Annotated in this window: 15 protein-coding genes; 6 read left to right on the top strand and 9 right to left on the bottom strand. The window is 64.1% G+C overall.

Annotation, left to right across the window (positions count from 1 at the left end):
- Positions 1–2: 2 nt before the first annotated feature.
- From AAFN55_RS17975 to AAFN55_RS17965, 3 genes are all read left to right on the top strand, one after another.
- Positions 3–785 (top strand): carnitinyl-CoA dehydratase, encoded by a 783-nt coding sequence (locus tag AAFN55_RS17975; protein WP_347800353.1) that lies wholly within the window; start codon positions 3–5, stop codon positions 783–785.
- Positions 782–1,726 carry an alpha/beta hydrolase gene (locus AAFN55_RS17970; protein WP_347800352.1) on the top strand — a complete coding sequence of 315 codons (945 nt, stop codon included), beginning with the start codon at positions 782–784 and terminating at the stop codon, positions 1,724–1,726. The genes AAFN55_RS17975 and AAFN55_RS17970 overlap by 4 nt, the downstream gene beginning before the upstream one ends.
- 206 nt (positions 1,727–1,932) lie before the next feature.
- Entirely contained in the window at positions 1,933–3,513 is a 1,581-nt protein-coding gene (locus AAFN55_RS17965) for an MFS transporter (protein WP_347800351.1), read from the top strand.
- Positions 3,514–3,516: 3 nt separating this feature from the next.
- On the opposite strand, the gene AAFN55_RS17960 is transcribed toward AAFN55_RS17965, so the two are convergent.
- The 9 genes from AAFN55_RS17960 to puuE form a co-directional block, all read right to left on the bottom strand.
- Positions 3,517–4,356 (bottom strand): alkaline phosphatase family protein, encoded by an 840-nt coding sequence (locus AAFN55_RS17960; RefSeq protein ID WP_347800350.1) that lies wholly within the window; start codon positions 4,354–4,356, stop codon positions 3,517–3,519.
- 36 nt (positions 4,357–4,392) lie between these two features.
- Positions 4,393–6,063, bottom strand: coding sequence for an ABC transporter ATP-binding protein (locus tag AAFN55_RS17955; RefSeq protein WP_347800349.1), 1,671 nt, complete (start codon positions 6,061–6,063; stop codon positions 4,393–4,395).
- The gene (locus AAFN55_RS17950; RefSeq protein ID WP_347800348.1) at positions 6,056–6,886 is read right to left on the bottom strand and encodes an ABC transporter permease; all 831 of its coding nucleotides are present in this window, start codon (positions 6,884–6,886) and stop codon (positions 6,056–6,058) included. The genes AAFN55_RS17955 and AAFN55_RS17950 overlap by 8 nt, the downstream gene beginning before the upstream one ends.
- A gap of 9 nt (positions 6,887–6,895) precedes the next feature.
- Positions 6,896–7,861 (bottom strand): ABC transporter permease, encoded by a 966-nt coding sequence (locus AAFN55_RS17945; RefSeq protein ID WP_347800347.1) that lies wholly within the window; start codon positions 7,859–7,861, stop codon positions 6,896–6,898.
- Between the two features lie 13 nt (positions 7,862–7,874).
- Entirely contained in the window at positions 7,875–9,464 is a 1,590-nt protein-coding gene (locus AAFN55_RS17940) for an ABC transporter substrate-binding protein (RefSeq protein ID WP_347800346.1), read from the bottom strand.
- Between the two features lie 274 nt (positions 9,465–9,738).
- Positions 9,739–10,332 (bottom strand): nucleoside deaminase, encoded by a 594-nt coding sequence (locus AAFN55_RS17935; protein ID WP_347800345.1) that lies wholly within the window; start codon positions 10,330–10,332, stop codon positions 9,739–9,741.
- Positions 10,333–10,334: 2 nt separating this feature from the next.
- On the bottom strand, positions 10,335–10,832 hold the full coding sequence (locus AAFN55_RS17930; protein ID WP_347800344.1) for an ureidoglycolate lyase: 498 nt from the start codon (positions 10,830–10,832) through the stop codon (positions 10,335–10,337).
- A complete protein-coding gene (locus AAFN55_RS17925; protein WP_347800343.1) occupies positions 10,829–11,656 on the bottom strand; it encodes a bifunctional allantoicase/(S)-ureidoglycine aminohydrolase in 828 nt (275 codons plus the stop codon). The genes AAFN55_RS17930 and AAFN55_RS17925 overlap by 4 nt, the downstream gene beginning before the upstream one ends.
- Positions 11,657–11,667: 11 nt before the next feature.
- Positions 11,668–13,101, bottom strand: a complete 1,434-nt coding sequence (puuE, locus tag AAFN55_RS17920) for an allantoinase PuuE (RefSeq protein WP_347800342.1) — start codon at positions 13,099–13,101, stop codon at positions 11,668–11,670.
- 201 nt (positions 13,102–13,302) lie between these two features.
- Between puuE and uraH the strand changes: the two genes are divergently transcribed.
- From uraH to xdhB, 3 genes are read left to right on the top strand one after another with little or no spacing between them, the layout of a single operon-like run.
- Positions 13,303–13,668 carry a hydroxyisourate hydrolase gene (uraH, locus tag AAFN55_RS17915; RefSeq protein WP_347800341.1) on the top strand — a complete coding sequence of 122 codons (366 nt, stop codon included), beginning with the start codon at positions 13,303–13,305 and terminating at the stop codon, positions 13,666–13,668.
- A gap of 3 nt (positions 13,669–13,671) precedes the next feature.
- Positions 13,672–15,141, top strand: coding sequence for a xanthine dehydrogenase small subunit (xdhA, locus tag AAFN55_RS17910; RefSeq protein ID WP_347800340.1), 1,470 nt, complete (start codon positions 13,672–13,674; stop codon positions 15,139–15,141).
- The gene (gene xdhB / locus AAFN55_RS17905; protein WP_347800339.1) at positions 15,141–17,507 is read left to right on the top strand and encodes a xanthine dehydrogenase molybdopterin binding subunit; all 2,367 of its coding nucleotides are present in this window, start codon (positions 15,141–15,143) and stop codon (positions 17,505–17,507) included. The genes xdhA and xdhB overlap by 1 nt, the downstream gene beginning before the upstream one ends.
- Positions 17,508–17,547 lie beyond the last annotated feature (40 nt).

The raw sequence follows: 17,547 nt of genomic DNA, 5'->3' as shown, positions 1-17,547 counted from the left end.
TGATGAGCGACATTGTAAAGACCCGCCGCGACGGCGCGGTCCTCGAAATCACGCTCGATCGGCCCAAGGCGAATGCGATCGACCTCGCCACGTCGCGCCTCCTGGGGCAGACGTTCCAGTCCTTCCGCGACGATCCGGGCCTGCGCGTCGCCATCGTGAAAACGGCGGGCGACAAGTTCTTCTCTGCGGGCTGGGATTTGAAGGCCGCCGCCGGTGGCGATGCGGTCGATGGCGACTACGGTGTCGGCGGCTTCGGCGGCCTGCAGGAACTGCGCGACATGAACAAGCCCGTCATCGCCTGCGTCAACGGCATGGCGGTGGGCGGCGGCTTCGAACTGGCGCTGTCCTGCGACCTGATCTACGCCTCCGACCATTCCTCCTTCGCGTTGCCTGAAATCCGGGCGGGCACACTTGCCGACGCAGCGACCGTGAAGCTGCCGAAGCGCATGCCGTATCACGTCGCGATGGACCTCCTGCTCACCGGCCGCTGGATGGACGTTGCAGAGGCGCATCGCTGGGGCCTCGTCAACGAGGTCCTGCCCGCCGACAAACTCGAAGACCGCGTGTGGGAGATCGCGCGGCTCCTGGCGGGTGGTCCGCCGCTCGTCTTCGCATCGATCAAGGAGGTCGCGCGGGAGGCGGAGGCGATGACCTTCCAGGAGGCGATGAACTGGATCACCAAGCGCAAGTTCCGTACCGTGGACGAGCTTTACGCGTCGGAGGACAATATGGAGGGCTTCAAGGCATTCGCTGAGAAACGCGATCCGGTCTGGAAGGGCAAATGACGACCGATTACGCCACGCTCATCGACGCCGAGACCTGGGCTTTCATCGACCGCACCAATGCGTTCTACCCGCCCGATACGATCGACTACACGATCGTGCAGCAACGTGAGATTTACGATCGCATGTGCCGCGCGTTCTTCGCCGGATACCCGGACGGCGTTGTGGTCGAGACCACGGCGATCGACGTGCAGAGCCATGCCATCCCGATCCGCATCTATCGGCCGGCGATAACGAACGAAGCCGCGATGGTTCTCTATTTCCATGGCGGCGGCTTCATTCTCGGTGGCCTCGACAGCCATGACGATGTCTGCGCCGAACTGTGCGCACGAACCGGTTTCGAGGTCGTGTCGGTCGATTACAGGCTGGTGCCGGAGCACATCCATCCGGCCGCGTTCAATGATGCGATGTCGGCCTTCGGCTGGGCAACTGACACCTATGCGTGCCCGATCCTGCTCTGCGGCGATTCCGCTGGCGGGGCTCTCGCTGCCACGGTCGCGCACGCAACGCGCGGTCATGCGCGCCGGCCCATCGGCCAGGTCCTGATCTATCCGGGGCTGGGCGGCGACATGGGCAAGGGTTCCTATATCGAGCACGCCGACGCGCCGATGCTGACCACCCGCGAGGTCGCATTCTACAAGGATATACGCACGGGCGGAAAAGCGGCTGCGCCGGACAAAACGGCGGCGCCGCTTGCCGACACGGATTTCGCGAACCTGCCGCCGACCGTGGTCATCACCGCGCAATGCGACCCGCTGTCCTCGGACGGGGAAACCTATCGCGATGCGATCCTCGGTGCAGGCGGCAAAGCCTTCTGGCACGAGGAGCCGGGTCTGGTGCACGGCTATCTGCGCGGCCGTCATACGGTTGGCCGGGCGCGCGAAAGTTTTACGAGGATCGTCGAAGCGTTGCGCGCGCTCGCGCGCCGCGACTGGCCCTTCTGACGCGGAGTCCGGGCTTCCTTTCCTCCTGACGCAATGCTGTCAGCACCCTCCCTCTATGGTCGCGTCCGTAGGGTGAGGGCCTTCGACTGTCTCGCGGTCCGACGCCCCAAATCTTCAATCGCCCAGGGTTTTGCTTCGGCATTGTCGGTTTGCAGCGTTCGCGTTCGTCCTTCGGTGAACGCACGAGCCGATGCAGAGGGAACGACATGTCTGACCTAGCACACAAGCAATCGTCCGTTGAGCCATCGGAGCCCAAGGCGGGTCGGCGCGAATGGATCGGCCTCGCCGTCATTGCGCTTCCATGCCTGCTTTACTCCATGGATTTGACGGTGCTGAACCTCGCCGTCCCGCGCCTCAGCGCCGACCTGCAACCATCCGCCGCGCAGCTTCTCTGGATCGTGGACATCTATGGTTTCATGGTTGCCGGCGCGCTGATCACCATGGGGACGCTGGGCGACCGCATCGGCCGGCGCAAGCTCCTGATGATCGGCGGGGTCTTCTTCGGCGTGGCGTCCGTTCTGGCCGCGTTCTCGACCAGCGCCGAGATGCTGATCGTCGCTCGTGCCATGCTGGGGCTGGCGGCGGCGACACTCGCGCCGTCCACGCTCTCGCTCATCCGCAACATGTTCCTCGACCCGAAGGAGCGGACATTCGCGATCGGCGTGTGGATCGCCAGCTTTTCCGCAGGCGGCGCGATCGGTCCGCTGATCGGTGGCGTGCTGCTTACATGGTTCTGGTGGGGTTCGGTCTTCCTGATCGCGGTGCCGGTGATGGGGCTGCTTCTGGTGCTCGCACCGATCCTGCTGCCGGAATATCGCGACCCGGATGCGGGCCGGCTCGATATCGCCAGCGCCGCGCTGTCGCTCATTGCGGTCCTGTCTATCATCTATGGCGTGAAGCACAGCGCGGTCGCCGGGCTCGATGCGATCTCGCTCGGCACGATCGCGCTTGGCATCATCGTCGGCTGGCTTTTCCTGCGCCGCCAGCGCCACATCGAAACGCCGATGATCGACCTGTCGTTCTTTGCCTCCAAAGGGTTCAGCGCGGCACTCACCATCAATGTATTCGGCTTCTTCGCGGCCTTCGGCTCGTTCCTTCTGATCGCGCAATATCTGCAACTCGTTATCGGCCTCTCGCCGCTGGAGGCGGGGCTGTGGTCGGCGCCGTCCGCGATCGGCTTCATCGGCGGCTCGATGCTCGCGCCTGCGCTGGCAAGCCGCATCCGCCCGGCATGGCTGATGTCCGGCGGTCTGGTGATCGCGGCTGTCGGCTTTGCCACGCTGTCGGTGGCGGCCGGACTGTCGTCGCTCATCCTGATCGTTACCGCCTGTATCGTCCTGTCGTTCGGGCTCGCGCCGGTCTTCACGCTGGCGACCGACCTGATCATCGGCAAGGCTCCGCCGGAGCGCGTGGGCACGGCTGCCGGCATGGCGGAGACCAGCTCCGAATTCGGCGGCGCACTCGGCATCGCCATCCTCGGCAGCGTCGTCGCTGTGCTCTATCGGACAGCGATGGTCGCCACGCTGCCAGCCGGGCTTCCTGATGAAACGGAGGCGGTCGCGATCGACACTGTAGGGGGCGCGATCGCGCAGGCCGATCTCCTGGGTGCGCAGGGAGAGGCGCTGCGCCTTGCCGCCCAGACGGCATACGGGGATGCCTTCTCTATCGCCGCGCTCATCTGTGCAGCCGTTGCGCTGTGCGCCGCTATCATCACCGCTATCGCATTGCGCGATGGCAAGCCGGTCGCGACGCGCGACGACGCGTGCGTGACCGAGCCGGCAGAGTAGACGTCAAGACAGGAACGGCTTTGCCGTCATCGTATCGGGGATTGCGACGCCCATACGTTTGAGGATCGTCGGCGCGAGTTGCAATTGGTCGAGCAGCACGTCCGGTTTCGGTCCCTTCGCCTTGCCGAAATAGTAGAGCGCGAAGTCCTGCTGATCTTCGCCGGCGCCGCCGTGGTGGCCGCGGTCGCTCTGGCCGTGGTCCGCCGTCACGATCACCTCGTAGCCGGCCTCCAGCCATCGCGGCAGGAAGGCTGCGAGCATGGCGTCCATGCCGGCGCATGCATGATCCATTTCTTCGCATTCGTGATGAAAGCGGTGGCCCATGGAATCCAGTGTGCAGGTGTGAAGGATGCCGTAGTCGATGCCGTGGCGCTTGCAGAGCATGGTGAGCGTGGCGAAGAGGTCGACGTCCGACGGCGTCATCTGGTTCTTCAGATTGTAGCCCGTCATCGTGTGGAACCGGCCATGCGTGATCGGCCCGCCGGGCTCGTCATACTCCATGTCTTCGACAAGATCGAAGGGGTAGCGGTTGAAGAATTCCGACCAGTAGGAATGCGTCACTGCGCCGGTCTTGCCGCCCGCCTTGGTGATCTCCGAGAAGAGGTCGGGAAAATCCACCTTGTGGCGAACCTCGTTGGAATGGATGCCATGCTGCTGCGGCGAAACGCCGGTGTGGATGGACGCGTAGCAGCAGGCCGACGTCGACGGCAGCACCGCGCGCATCTTCCAGACGCGCGCGGCGCCCGATTGCACCCAGCCTTCGAGATTGCCGAAAAGCCTGCGCCAGTTGCGATAGGGAACGCCATCCAGAATGATGAGCAACAGTTTGGACTTCAGCGCCATCGATGGCTCCGTTTCTGAATGCGTATCGATCAATAGCTAGTTGCCGGCGCTGGCCATGCGTCGGCCGCCGATCGCCTTTTCCAGCCAGCCGATCTCCATCTCTGGGACCGAGGACAGGAGCAGGTCGGTGTAATCGTCGAAGGGCGGCGTCAACACGGTCGATTTCGTGCCGTAGCGCACGACCTGACCGCGATACATGACCGCGATGGAATCCGCGATCGCCTTCACCGTCGCGAGGTCGTGGGTGATGAAGAGGTATGCGACGTCCTCCTCCGCCTGCAGATCAAGCAGGAGGCGCAGGATGCCATGCGCAACGAGCGGATCGAGCGCGCTGGTGACTTCGTCGCAGATGATCAGCTTGGGCTTGGCCGCCAGCGCCCGCGCGATGCAGACGCGCTGTTTCTGGCCGCCCGAAAGCTCGGCCGGGTAGCGGTCTGCGAAGCCTTGGCCCATCTCGATCTTGTCGAGCAGTTCGGCGACGCGACGGTCGCGTTCCTTGCCGCGAATGTTGAAGTAGAACTCCAGCGGCCTGCCGATGATCGTCGCGACGGTCTGGCGCGGGTTCATGGCCACGTCGGCCATCTGGTAGATCATCTGCAATTCACGCAGGTCGTCACGCTTGCGGCTCGACAGGGACTTCGACAGCGTTCGTCCCGCGAAGGTGATCGTTCCATCCGTGGGCGGAAGCAGGCCGGTGATGGCGCGTGCCAGCGTCGATTTGCCGGAGCCGGATTCACCGACCACCGCCAATGTCTGGCCGGGGAAGATATCCACCGACACGTCGTTCAGCACCTTGATCGCGCTGTTGCCGTAGGATGCCGTGATGTTCTTCACCGACAGAATTGGCGCTTGCCCTTCCGCGGCGGCTTTTTCGGCATGTTCGATCTCGTGAACGGAGACGAGCTGGTTGGTGTATTCCTGCCGCGGCTCCTTGATGATCTGACGCGTATCGCCCCATTCGACCAGCTTGCCGTGGCGCAGCACCATGATCTCGTCGGACACCTGCGCGACGACCGCGAGGTCGTGCGTGATGTAGAGCGCGGCGACGCCGGTGTCGCGGATCGCGTCCTTGATCGCCGCCAGCACGTCGATCTGGGTGGTCACGTCGAGCGCGGTCGTCGGCTCATCGAAGACGATCAGGTCGGGCTGCGAGCAGAGCGCCATCGCTGTCATGACGCGCTGGAGCTGGCCGCCGGAAACCTGGTGCGGGTAGCGATTGCCGATGTTGTCGGGGTCGGGCAGGCTGAGCTTCTTGAAGAGCGCCTTCGCACGCTTCTCGGCTTCCGCACGTGACGCGCTGCCATGCTCGACGGTCGCCTCGACCACCTGATCCATCAGCTTGTGCGCGGGATTGAACGCGGCTGCTGCGGATTGGGCGACGTAGCACACCTCCTTGCCGCGGATGCGCCGGATGCCGCCTTTGCCGGATTTCATGATGTCGCGGCCGTTGAGCAGCACCTCACCGCCGGTGATCCGGACGCCGCCACGGCCGAACGCCATGGAGGACAGCCCGATCGTGGACTTGCCCGCGCCGGATTCGCCGATGAGCCCCAGAACCTTGCCACGCTCGAGCGTCAGCGAGACGTCGTCGACGATGGTGACGTTGCGCGGCTCTTCGCCCGGAGGATAGACGGTCGCTTCGATGCGCAGATTGCGGATGTCGAGAAGCGTGCCGTCATGCTTGGGCTTTTGCGGTTTCCTAGCCATTGCCGCGTCCTCCCTTGAGGTCGGTGGTGCGGTTGAGGATCCAGTCCGCGACGAGGTTGACCGAGATCGCCAGCGCGGCGATCGCGGCTGCCGGAATGAGGGCTGCCGGGATGCCGAAGACGATGCCGTCCTTGTTTTCCTTCACCATGCCGCCCCAATCCGCTTCCGGCGGCTGGACGCCGAGGCCGAGGAAGGAGAGGGCCGACAGGAAGAGCACCGCGTAGATGAAGCGCAGGCCGAGTTCGGAGATGAGCGGCGAGAGCGCGTTGGGCAGGATTTCGCGGAAGATGATCCAGCCCATGCCTTCGCCGCGCAGTTTCGCGGCCTCGACGAAATCCATCACGTTGATATCGACGGCGACGGCACGCGTCAGGCGATAGACGCGCGTCGAGTCGAGGATGCCCATCACGAGGATCAGCGTGAGGATCGTTGTGGGCAGCACCGAGAGGACGACGAGGCCGAAGATCAGCGTCGGGATCGCCATCAGGAGATCGACGAAGCGCGACATGAGCGTGTCGAACCATCCGCCCAGCACGGCGGCCGTCAGGCCGAGTATCGCGCCGAGCGTGAAGGACAGTGCGGTCGCCATGGCGGCGATGAAGATCGTCGTGCGGGCGCCGTAGATCATGCGCGACAGCAGGTCGCGTCCGAGATTGTCGGTGCCGAGCCAATACTGGCCCGACATCGGTTCCCAGACGCCACCCACGATCTGGCCCTTGCCGAACGGCGCGATCCAGGGCGCGAAGATCGCGGTGATCAGGAACAGGGCCGTCAGCGTGAGCCCGATCGCAGCACCGGGGGTTATGCGTTTGAAATCAAGCATGCCGGGCGTCTACCTCGGATGTCTCAGTCGCGGATTCGCGAGGATTGCGGCGATGTCTGCGAAGATGTTCAGGCTGATGTAAACCGCTGCGAATATGAGGCCGACTGCCTGGACGACCGGGACGTCGCGCTTTGCCACGTGGTCGACGAGGTACTGGCCCAGGCCCGGATAGACGAAGATCACCTCGACCACGACGACGCCCACGACGAGGAAGGCGAGGTTCAGCATCACCACATTCACGATCGGCGCGATCGCGTTCGGAAACGCATGCCTGCGAATGATGTCGAACTGCGACAGGCCCTTGAGTTCGGCCGTCTCGATATAGGCGGACTGCATCACGTTCAGGATCGCTGCGCGCGTCATGCGCATCATGTGGGCGAGCACGACCAGCAGTAGCGCGGTGCCCGGCAGGACGATCGCCCTCAGCTTTTCGAGAAGCGGCATGCCGTCATAGACGGTGGAGATCGACGGGAACCACTGCATCTTCACGGCGAAGAAGAAGATCAAGAGGTAGCCGATGAAGAATTCTGGCAGCGAGGTCGACGCCAGCGCGAAACCGGAGATCGCCTTGTCGACCGGGCCGTTGCGGTAGCGCACGGCGAGCAGGCCGAGCAGAACCGCGAGGGGCACCGCCACGATCGCCGTCCAGAAGGCGAGGAACAGGGTGTTCCACAGGCGCGGCATCAGTGTGGTCGCGATGTCCTGGCGCGTCGTCAGCGCCGTGCCGAGATCGCCCGTCAACACGCCGCCGAGCCATGCGAAATAGCGCACGATGGCAGGGTCGTTCAGGCCGAGTTCTTCACGCAGATTGGCCAGCGCTTGCGGTGTCGCCGATTGGCCCAGAATGGACGAGGCGACATCGCCGGGCAGGATTTGTGTGCCGGCAAAGATCAATGCCGACACAGCGAAGAGGAGAAGCACGCCCAGCGCGATACGCTGGGCGACTAGCTTCAGGATTGGATGGGTGGTCCCCACGGGCCGGGTCCGTCTATGCAATCACCCAGCATTCTCCCAGCGCATAGCCATCCATCATGTCCATGGCCGGATGTGGGACGAAACCGCCGATCTTGTCGCTCGAGGCATCGATCCATTCGTTGAAGAAGGGCACGATCACGCCGCCTTCATCGCGCATCATGATCGCCATGTCGCGATAGGTGGCCTTGCGCTTTTCCTGGTCCAATTCGCCACGGGCGCTGAACAGCATCTTGTCGAAATCGTCGCGCTTCCAGCGTGTGTCGTTCCAGTCCGCCGTCGAGACGTAGCCGGTCGAGTACTGCTGGTCTTGGGTCGAGCGTCCGCTCCAGTAGGAGAGCGAGAAGGGCTGCTTGTTCCAGACTTCCGACCAGTAGCCGTCGCCGGGCTCACGCTTGATCTCGATGGTGATGCCGGCCTGTGCGCAGGACTGCTGGTAAAGCTGGGCCGCGTCGACCGCGCCGGGGAATGCGACGTCCGAGGTGCGCAACAGGATCGAGCCGCTGTGGCCGGACTTCTTGTAGGCGGCGGCGGCCGCCTCCGGGTCGAATACGCGCTGCTCGATGCCTTCTGGAAACAGCGGATAGGCCGCGTTGATCGGGAAGTCGTTGCCGACCGAACCATAGCCGAACAGGATCTTCTCCAGAAGTTCCTCGCGGTTCATGGCAAGCTTCAACGCCATGCGCAGATCGTTGTTGTCGAAGGGCGCGGTGTCGCAGAACATGTTGAACGGGTAGTAGGCGCGGCCCGCGACGTTCTGGATCGTGACGCCGGGAACGCGCTTGACCAGATCGACGATCTTGGGCTCGACGCGGTTGATCATATGGACCTGGCCGCCCTGGAGGGCCGAGGTGCGGGCAGTGGCGTCGTTGATGACGATGATCTCGACCTGATCGGCATGCCCCAACGTGTCGCCGCCCCAGAAATTGGCGAAGCGCTCGCCCCCGTGGCGCACACCGGGCTCGTTCACGGCGACTTTGTAAGGGCCGGCGCTGATGCCTTCCGTCGGATTGTCCTTGCCGCCATTCGGCTGGATGATCAAATGGTAGTCGGCCATCAGATACGGGAAGTCGGCGTCGGGCTCCTTCAGTTCGACGATAACCTCGTTGCCGCTCGCCTTGATGGTGCCGATATTGCCCAGAATGCCCAGCGCGCCGGACTTCGAGTTGGCATCGGCGTGACGCTCGATCGTGGCTGCGATGTCTTCCGCGCTCACCGTCTTGCCGTTGTGGAACTCGACACCCTGCCTCGCCTTCATCGTCCAGGTCTTGGCGTCGTCGGATGCGCCGATCTCTTCGGCGAGGCGGTTTTCGAGCGAGCCGTCGCGGTTTTGGCGGACGAGATATTCACCCCATGCCTTGCCGAAGAGGCCGGGAACCTGGCTGAGGAAGCTTGCCGGATCGAGGCTGTTGGTGGCTTCGCCGCCGAGCATGCCGGCCCTCAGGATGCCGCCCTTGACGGCGCCTTGCGCCCGCGCGGCGGATGAAAGGAACGAGTTGGCCATCGTCGCCGTCACGCCGAGGGCTGCGGCGCGTCCGAGGAAATCGCGGCGGCTCAGTCTGCCCGCAGCGACGCGACGGCTCAAATAATCGAGTTCGTTAGACATTTCGTTCCTCACTCCGTTTGATTCTTTCGGACCCATTGACTTCGGGCAACGTTGGGCGTGCCTCGTTATCGCCATATTGACGACAAAGCGCGACATCCGGCAAGGCCGTCTGCGACATCGCATGGCGTAATTGGTATTGCCCCACTGGTCCAATGGGGTAACCGCTATACGCCGTTGCGCGCAACCCTTGAGGAGAGATTTCTTCGGAAGATCGAGGTTTGGCCTTTCTCGTGTGCGGACCTTGTCATGGTCTCCCTCACAAGGGCACGCCCGTTCAATTCAACGGAATATCGTTGTCCGCCTTCGATGCCTGATACGTCTCTGACAAGCCGTCATAGCGCCTGGCGATGACGGCAATGCGCTCTTCGAGACGCTGTCGATCGGCTACCGGAAGATCCCGTACCATCGCGCGCAGGCCATAGCTTTTCCAGAACGCGTTTTCGGCATTGTAGCCGCCTGGTTCCAGCGTGAAGACCTCTTTCAGGATTTTCAGATCGTGCGGAATCGCGAAGGCGTCGCGCGAATCCTCATGGCTGAACAGATAGTAGAAATTGTCGAAACCGCTCCATGTGATCGCCGAAAGGCAGAGCGAGCAGGGCTCGTGGGTCGCGACGAAGATGCAATCTTTGGTTTCGGGGCGATCGGCCTTGGGCAGTTCGTAGAACCGCTTCAAGGCATGGACCTCGCCGTGCCAGAGCGGGTTTTCCATCTCGTTGTTGGTTTCGGCGATCACCACGGACAGGTCGGATTTGCGCAGGATCGCCGCGCCGAACAGCTTGTTGCCCCTGGCCACGCCGGCTTCGGTCCTGGGTACGATGTCGTGCTCGACGACGTCGAACAGGCGGTCGAGAAAGGACGCGTCGGGCATCGTCACTCCGGCAGATGGATTTCATAGGCTTCGTCGAAGTGATGTTCCTCGACATTCGTGCCGTCGCCTGCGCGATCGACCACCAGAAAATCCTGCGGTGCGCCGATCGGCGTCAGCACGGCATGCCAGCAATTGCGCGGGTAGCTCACGCCCTGGCCGGGCTTCGTCACGAAGGCGTGCGGCTCTCCGGGGCCGTCCGGCCCGTCATGACAGACGACGACGAGGAACGGCGCTGGCGACAGCGGCATGAAGGCCTGGCTGCCGAACGGGTGGCGCTCGACCATGCCGAGCGTCAGCGGGAAATCATAGGGCGTGCCCTTGAAGAGCGAGATCACCACATGCGCGTTCGGACCTTCCGCCTCCACTTTCGCCAGATCGTGATAGCGTTCGCAGCGCCCCCCGTTGATGGGGAAGTGATTGTCCCAGTCGGTATCCAGCACGTCGCCGAATTCGGCGAAGGCTTCGCGGGTGAGGGGCCGTGCGGTGATCGTGCGTGTCATCGGTAGGTCAGCTTCGCGTGGCGGTTGACGTCCTTGTAGAGCAGGTATCGGAACCGGCCCGGGCCGCCAGCATAGCAGGCCTGCGGGCAGAATGCGCGCAGCCACATATAGTCGCCCGCCTCGACCTCCACCCAATCCTGATTGAGCCGATAGACCGCCTTGCCTTCCAGCACATAGAGCCCGTGTTCCATCACATGCGTCTCGGCGAAGGGGATCACGCCGCCCGGCTCGAAGGTGACGATGGTCACATGCATATCGTGACGCATATCGTCCGGATCGACGAAGCGCGTCGTCGCCCAGCGCCCCTCCGTGTCCGGCATCGGCGTCGGCGCGACGTCCTGATCGCGCGAGAAGAACGCGTCCGGCACGTCGATGCCCTCGACGAACTCGTAGGCCTTGCGGATCCAGTGAAAGCGCACCGGTGCAGCGCCCGCATTCGTCGCGGTCCAGCCGCTCGCGGGCGGCAGATAGGCGAAGCCTCCGGGGGCCATGACATGCGATGCACCGTCGATGGTGACCGTCAGCTCGCCCTCGACCACGAAAAGCACGCCCTGCGCATCCGCATCCGGCTCCGGCCTTTCGCTGCCGCCGCCGGGCGCGACTTCCATGATGTATTGCGAGAACGTCTCCGCAAAGCCCGACAGGGGCCGCGACAGGATCCACGCGCGTGTCCGGTCCCAGAAAGGCAGGAAGCTCGTGACGATATCGCCCATCACGCCCTTGGGGATGACCGCATAGGCTTCCGTGAAGACCGCGCGATCGGTGAGAAGCTGGGTCTGCGGCGGCAAGCCGCCGTGCGGCGCGTAGTAGGAGCGGCCTTGCATGGTCATGTCCCTCAGGCAGGCAGGATGTCGTTCAGCCGCAGGCGCGCGATGCGCTCGACCTGGCGGCAGGCGGTGTCGAATTCGGTGTCGCGGTCGTTGCCGATGCGCGCTTCGAAGGCGTCGAGAATCGCGGCCTTGGTCCGCCCCTTCACCGCGATGATGAACGGGAAGCCGAATTTATCGACATAGGCGGTGTTGAGCCGGGTAAACGTTTCACGTTCCTCATCCGTCAGGGCGTCGAGACCGGCAGACGCCTGTTCGGCGCTCGATTCCGGCGTCAGCCGTTTGGCTTGAGCCAGCTTGCCGGCGAGATCGGGATGCGCGCGAAGCACGCCCAACCGCTCGTCGTGCGTGGCCGAGCGGAACATGCGTGCAAGCGCGTTGTGCAGGCCGCCCGCGCTGTCGTGGGCGGGACCGAGTTCCAGATCGAAGGCACGTTCGGCGATGAACGGCGAATGCTCGAAGATCGAGCCGAAGCGCGCCACGAAATCCGCCTTCGCCATCCGGCTCGGGCGAAGTGTCGGCGGCTGATACGGGTGATGCGCGCGCCAGTGCGCGGTGATGTCTCCGCGTGTCGGCAGCCAGACGGCCTCGTGGCTTTTCACATAGTCGATGAAGCGCTGGAGTGCTGCCGCACGACCCGGCCTGCCGATCAGGCGGCAATGCAGCCCGATGCTCATCATCGCCGGTCGCCCGGCCTTCCCCTCGGCGTAGAGCGTGTCGAAACTGTCCTTCAGATAGGCGAAGAACTGGTCGCCGGAATTGAAGCCCTGCGGCGTCGCAAACCGCATGTCGTTGGCGTCGAGCGTATAGGGGATCACGAGTTGCGGCGGGATCGGGTTGCCATGGCCGTCATGGTCGAGCCAGTAGGGCAGGTCGTCGTCATAGGTATCCGAGATCCAATCGAACCCGCCCTCCTGCGCCGCCAGCCGTACCGACCAGACCGAGGTCCGGCCGAGATATAGTCCCTTCGGGCGTTCGCCGGTGACTTCCGTGTGCAACCGGATCGCCTCGATGAGGTCGGCGCGCTCGTCCTCTTCGTCGTGGTCGCGATAGTCGATCCAGCGCAGGCCGTGGCTGGCGATCTCCCAGCCTGCATCCTGCATGGCCGCCACCTGATCGGGCGATCGCGCGAGCGCGGAGGCGACGCCATAGACGGTGACGGGAATTGCGGCGCGCGTGAACATGCGGTGCAGCCGCCAGAACCCGGCGCGCGCACCGTATTCGTAAATCGATTCCATGTTCCAGTGGCGCTTGCCGGGCCACGGCGCGGCGCCCACCACTTCCGACAGGAACGCCTCCGATGCGGCATCGCCATGGAGGATGTTGTTTTCGCCGCCTTCCTCGTAGTTGACCACGAACTGGACGGCGACATGGGCGTCGCCGGGCCAGCTTGCCTTCGGCGGGTTCGCCCCATAGCCGCGCATGTCGCGTGGATACCGCATGTGTTTCCGTCCCTCGAGCACTGCAAGTTCCGCAGGCGCGTTCTATCCTCGATAGTCAGGATAGAGGAAGTGATCGGCCGACATTCCCCTCGGAAAGTTTGAAAGTCTTTTTGTTGGTTCCGGCTCGGCCTCTTCCATGCGATGCAATAGGCTGGATAGAATTTGAACGACAATGCCGGTTCACGGCACGCAGGAGGGCATATGGCCGACGCATCGGGCGGGAGACTGACGACACACGTCCTCGACACCGCATCCGGCCGACCAGCCGCGGGCCTCTCGATCGCGCTCTACCGCGTCAGTGGCAATTCGCATCGCAAAATCAAAGAGGCCGTCACCAATGCCGACGGGCGCTGCGATGCGCCGCTGCTCGAAGGCAAGGATTTCAAGCCCGGCCAGTACGAACTGATCTTCTTCGCCGGCGATTATCTGCGTGCGGGCGGTGCGGCGCTGCCGGAGCCGCTTTTCCTCGATCAGATCCCCATCCGCTTCGGCATATCGGAACATAGGCACTACCACGTGCCGCTGCTCCTCTCGCCCTACGGCTATTCGACCTATCGGGGGAGTTGAGGAATGGCTGTTCGCCACGAACTCCGCTTCCTGCTGAATAGCGAGGCCGTCGCGCTTGGCGACGTACGGCCCGATGAGACGCTGCTGGATTTTTTGCGGCTTCGGCGCTCGTTGCGCGGTACCAAGGAAGGCTGTGCGGAGGGCGATTGCGGCGCATGCACGGTGCTGGTCGGACGTCTCGCAGGCGACGGTCTGGTCTATGAAGGCGTCAACGCCTGCATCCGCTTCATGGGCTCGCTCGACGGCTGCCATGTCGTCACGGTCGAGCATCTCAAAGGCGAGGCAGGCGGTCTGCATCCCGTCCAGCAGGCGATGGTGGATTGCCACGGCTCGCAATGCGGCTTCTGCACGCCCGGCTTCGTGATGTCGCTTTACGCGCTGTGGATGCGCTCGCCGAGCCCGAGCGACCGCGAGATCGAGACGGCGTTGCAGGGTAACCTCTGCCGTTGCACGGGCTATGAGGCGATCATGCGCGCCGCGCGTACGATCTCGTCCTATGCCGACGCGGGCAACGATGTTCTGGCCGCCGAGCGTGCCGACGTGATCGCCACGCTGCGCACCCTTCGCGACGGTAGCCGCGTCGAGATCGGGCAGGGCAAGGACCGGCTGATCGTTCCTGCGTCGGTCGATGACCTCGCCGCTGTGCTCGAAGCGGAACCCCATGCGCGCATCGTCGCTGGTTCCACCGATGTCGGCCTGTGGGTGACGAAGTTCATGCGCGAGATCACGCCCGCCGTCTTCATTGGCGGTCTTGAGGCGCTGCGCTCGATTTCCGAAAACGATCGCGTGGTCACGATCGGCGCAGGTGTCAGCTACACCGACGCTCGTCGCGCGCTCGCCAGCGACATTCCGGCTCTTGGCGAACTGATCGACCGGATCGGCGGCGATCAGGTGCGCAACATGGGCACGATCGGTGGCAACATCGCCAACGGCTCGCCGATCGGCGACACGCCACCGCCACTGATCGCGCTTGGCGCGACATTGACCCTGCGCAAGGGGGATGCCCGCCGGACGATCGCGCTGGAGGATTTCTTCGTCGACTACGGCAAGCAGGACCGCGCGCCGGGCGAATTCGTCGAGGCGGTTCATGTGCCTTTGCCGCAACCTGGCGCCCACTTCGCCGCCTACAAGATCACCAAGCGCCGCGACGAGGACATCACGGCAGCCCTCGGCGCGTTCAATCTGGTCGTTCGGGATGGCGTCGTCGCCAGCATCCGCATCGCCTATGGCGGTATGGCTGCAACGCCCAAGCGCGCGCGGGCGGTCGAGGCCGCGCTGACCGGCAAGCCATGGACGATGGACACCGTCGAGGCAGCGATGGCGCGTTTCGGCGAGGACTATGCGCCGATCTCGGACATGCGCGCTTCGGCGGAATATCGCATGCTCGCGGGCCGCAACCTGCTCAAGCGGTTCTTCATCGAGACGACGGGGACCGGCAAGCCGTTCACGATCAAGCGGTATGAGGTGGCTTGATGAACCGCCACACCACTCCCAACCTCGCCGCACCATCCATCTCCGGCGGCGTCGCGACCGACCGCCGCCACGACAGCGCGCACAAGCACGTCACCGGGACGGCGGTCTATATCGACGACATGCCGGAACCGGCGGGCACGCTGCATGCCTGCCTTGGGCTGTCGAGCGTCGCGCATGGCAGGATCGTCGGCATCGATCTGTCGGCCGTGCGCGCAGCGCCGGGCGTTGTCGACGTGCTGACCGGCAACGACGTTCCGGGCGAGAACGACATCTCGCCCACTGGCAAGCATGACGAGCCGATCCTCGCCACCGACGTCGTGCAGTTCCACGGCCAGCCGATCTTCGCGGTGATCGCGGCAACGCGCGAGGACGCGCGGCGCGCCTGCCGTTTCGCCAAGGTGACCTATGACGAGCTGCCCGCCGTTTTCGACATCGGCGATCTCGATCCCCTCAGCGACAAGCTCGTCACACCGCCGCTGACGCTCAAGCGCGGCGATGCGTCCGAGGCGATCGCGAACGCTCCGCGCCGCATCAAGGGCCAGATGCGCGTCGGCGGACAGGATCATTTCTATCTCGAGGGGCATATCGCCTTCGCCATCCCCGGCGAGGACGATGACGTGACGGTCTATTCGTCGACGCAGCATCCGTCCGAGGTGCAGCACATGGTGGCGCATGCGCTCGGCGTGTCGAGCCACGCGGTCACCGTCGAGATCCGGCGCATGGGCGGCGGTTTCGGCGGCAAGGAAACGCAGTCAAACCAGTTCGCCGCAGTGGCCGCGATTGCCGCCAAGCGCCTGAAACGTGCGGTCAAGATCCGGCCCGACCGCGACGACGACATGATGGCGACCGGCAAACGCCACGACTTCCTGATCGATTACGAGGTCGGCTTCGATGACGCGGGCAACATCCATGGCGTCGACTTCGTCTATGCGGCGCGCTGCGGGTTCTCGTCGGATCTGTCGGGACCGGTGACGGATCGGGCGCTGTTCCACTGCGACAACGCCTATTTCTGGCCTTCAGTGAAGGCCGTTTCCGCGCCGCTCTATACCAACACGGTGTCGAACACCGCTTTTCGCGGGTTCGGCGGTCCGCAGGGGATGGTTGGCGCGGAGCGTGTCATCGACGAGGTGGCGTTCGCGGTCGGGAAAGACCCGCTCGAAATCCGCAGGCTCAATTTCTACGGCACCGATGATCGCAATCTGACGCCTTATCACCAGACGGTTGAGGACAATATCGTCCATCGCATCGTCGATGAACTCGAGGCGTCCAGCGACTATCAACGCCGGCGTCGCGAGATCGCGGCGTTTAACGCCAACAGCGACATCGTCAAGCGCGGCATCGCGCTGACGCCGGTCAAGTTCGGCATCTCGTTCACGGCAACGCACTACAATCAGGCCGGCGCGCTGGTCCACGTCTATACTGACGGGTCGGTTCACCTGAACCATGGTGGCACGGAGATGGGGCAGGGGCTCTACGTCAAGGTCGCGCAGGTGGTCGCCGAAGAGTTCCAGATCGACATCGAGCAGGTGAAGATTACAGCGACGACGACGGCCAAGGTGCCCAACACCTCGGCCACTGCCGCCTCGTCGGGCTCGGACCTCAACGGCATGGCGGCACAGAACGCGGCGCGCCAGATCAAGGACAGGCTGACGGCCTTTGCGGCGGAGCGCTACGAGGTGCCGGTCGAGCAGATCGTCTACCTGCCGAACCGGGTGCGCGTCGGCAATCAGGAAATCCCCTTCGCCGATCTCGTCAAGCAGGCCTACATGGCCCGCATCCAACTCTCGGCAGCCGGCTTCTACAAGACGCCTAAAATCCACTGGGACCGCGACAAGGGGCAGGGGCACCCGTTCTACTACTTCGCCTATGGCGCGGCGTGCTCGGAGGTCTCGATCGACACGCTGACTGGCGAATACATGATCGAGCGCACCGACATCCTGCACGAAACCGGCCGCTCGCTGAACAAGGCGATCGACCTCGGCCAGGTCGAGGGCGCGTTCATCCAGGGCATGGGCTGGCTGACGACGGAGGAACTCGTCTGGGACGACAAGGGCCGGCTGCGCACCCATGCGCCGTCGACCTACAAGATCCCGCTGGCGTCGGACCGGCCGAAGATTTTCAACGTCGCGCTGGCCGACTGGTCCGAAGCGCACGAGCCGACGATCCACAAATCGAAGGCGGTCGGAGAGCCGCCCTTCATGCTCGGCATGGCGGTGCTGCACGCGCTGTCGGATGCCGTCGCCAGCGTCGCCGACCATCGTATCTGCCCGCGCCTCGACGCGCCCGCCACGCCGGAACGGGTGTTGATGGCGGTTGAGCGGATGAGGCGAGAGGCGGGGCGGTCAGGCGGGAAGAAGCTGCTATAGTTCTCCTATGTTGGCTCTCTACGTCGCCCCCCTCTGTCCT

The organism is Mesorhizobium sp. CAU 1732, assembly GCF_039888675.1.
Lineage (GTDB): Bacteria > Pseudomonadota > Alphaproteobacteria > Rhizobiales > Rhizobiaceae > Aerobium.
Note: the sequence above shows the minus strand (reverse complement) of the source record. Positions and strands in the feature narration are given on the sequence as shown.

What these genes read in the sequence shown, in the direction of transcription:
- AAFN55_RS17965 (WP_347800351.1), top strand. Translation starts at nt 1,933, where the DNA reads ATGTCTGACCTAGCACACAAGCAATCGTCCGTTGAGCCATCGGAGCCC.
- AAFN55_RS17930 (WP_347800344.1), bottom strand. Translation starts at nt 10,832, where the DNA reads ATGACACGCACGATCACCGCACGGCCCCTCACCCGCGAAGCCTTCGCC.
- uraH (WP_347800341.1), top strand. Translation starts at nt 13,303, where the DNA reads ATGGCCGACGCATCGGGCGGGAGACTGACGACACACGTCCTCGACACC.
- AAFN55_RS17950 (WP_347800348.1), bottom strand. Translation starts at nt 6,886, where the DNA reads ATGCTTGATTTCAAACGCATAACCCCCGGTGCTGCGATCGGGCTCACG.
- AAFN55_RS17960 (WP_347800350.1), bottom strand. Translation starts at nt 4,356, where the DNA reads ATGGCGCTGAAGTCCAAACTGTTGCTCATCATTCTGGATGGCGTTCCC.
- xdhB (WP_347800339.1), top strand. Translation starts at nt 15,141, where the DNA reads ATGAACCGCCACACCACTCCCAACCTCGCCGCACCATCCATCTCCGGC.
- AAFN55_RS17925 (WP_347800343.1), bottom strand. Translation starts at nt 11,656, where the DNA reads ATGCAAGGCCGCTCCTACTACGCGCCGCACGGCGGCTTGCCGCCGCAG.
- AAFN55_RS17970 (WP_347800352.1), top strand. Translation starts at nt 782, where the DNA reads ATGACGACCGATTACGCCACGCTCATCGACGCCGAGACCTGGGCTTTC.
- puuE (WP_347800342.1), bottom strand. Translation starts at nt 13,101, where the DNA reads ATGCGGTATCCACGCGACATGCGCGGCTATGGGGCGAACCCGCCGAAG.
- AAFN55_RS17975 (WP_347800353.1), top strand. Translation starts at nt 3, where the DNA reads ATGAGCGACATTGTAAAGACCCGCCGCGACGGCGCGGTCCTCGAAATC.
- AAFN55_RS17955 (WP_347800349.1), bottom strand. Translation starts at nt 6,063, where the DNA reads ATGGCTAGGAAACCGCAAAAGCCCAAGCATGACGGCACGCTTCTCGAC.
- AAFN55_RS17940 (WP_347800346.1), bottom strand. Translation starts at nt 9,464, where the DNA reads ATGTCTAACGAACTCGATTATTTGAGCCGTCGCGTCGCTGCGGGCAGA.
- xdhA (WP_347800340.1), top strand. Translation starts at nt 13,672, where the DNA reads ATGGCTGTTCGCCACGAACTCCGCTTCCTGCTGAATAGCGAGGCCGTC.
- AAFN55_RS17935 (WP_347800345.1), bottom strand. Translation starts at nt 10,332, where the DNA reads ATGCCCGACGCGTCCTTTCTCGACCGCCTGTTCGACGTCGTCGAGCAC.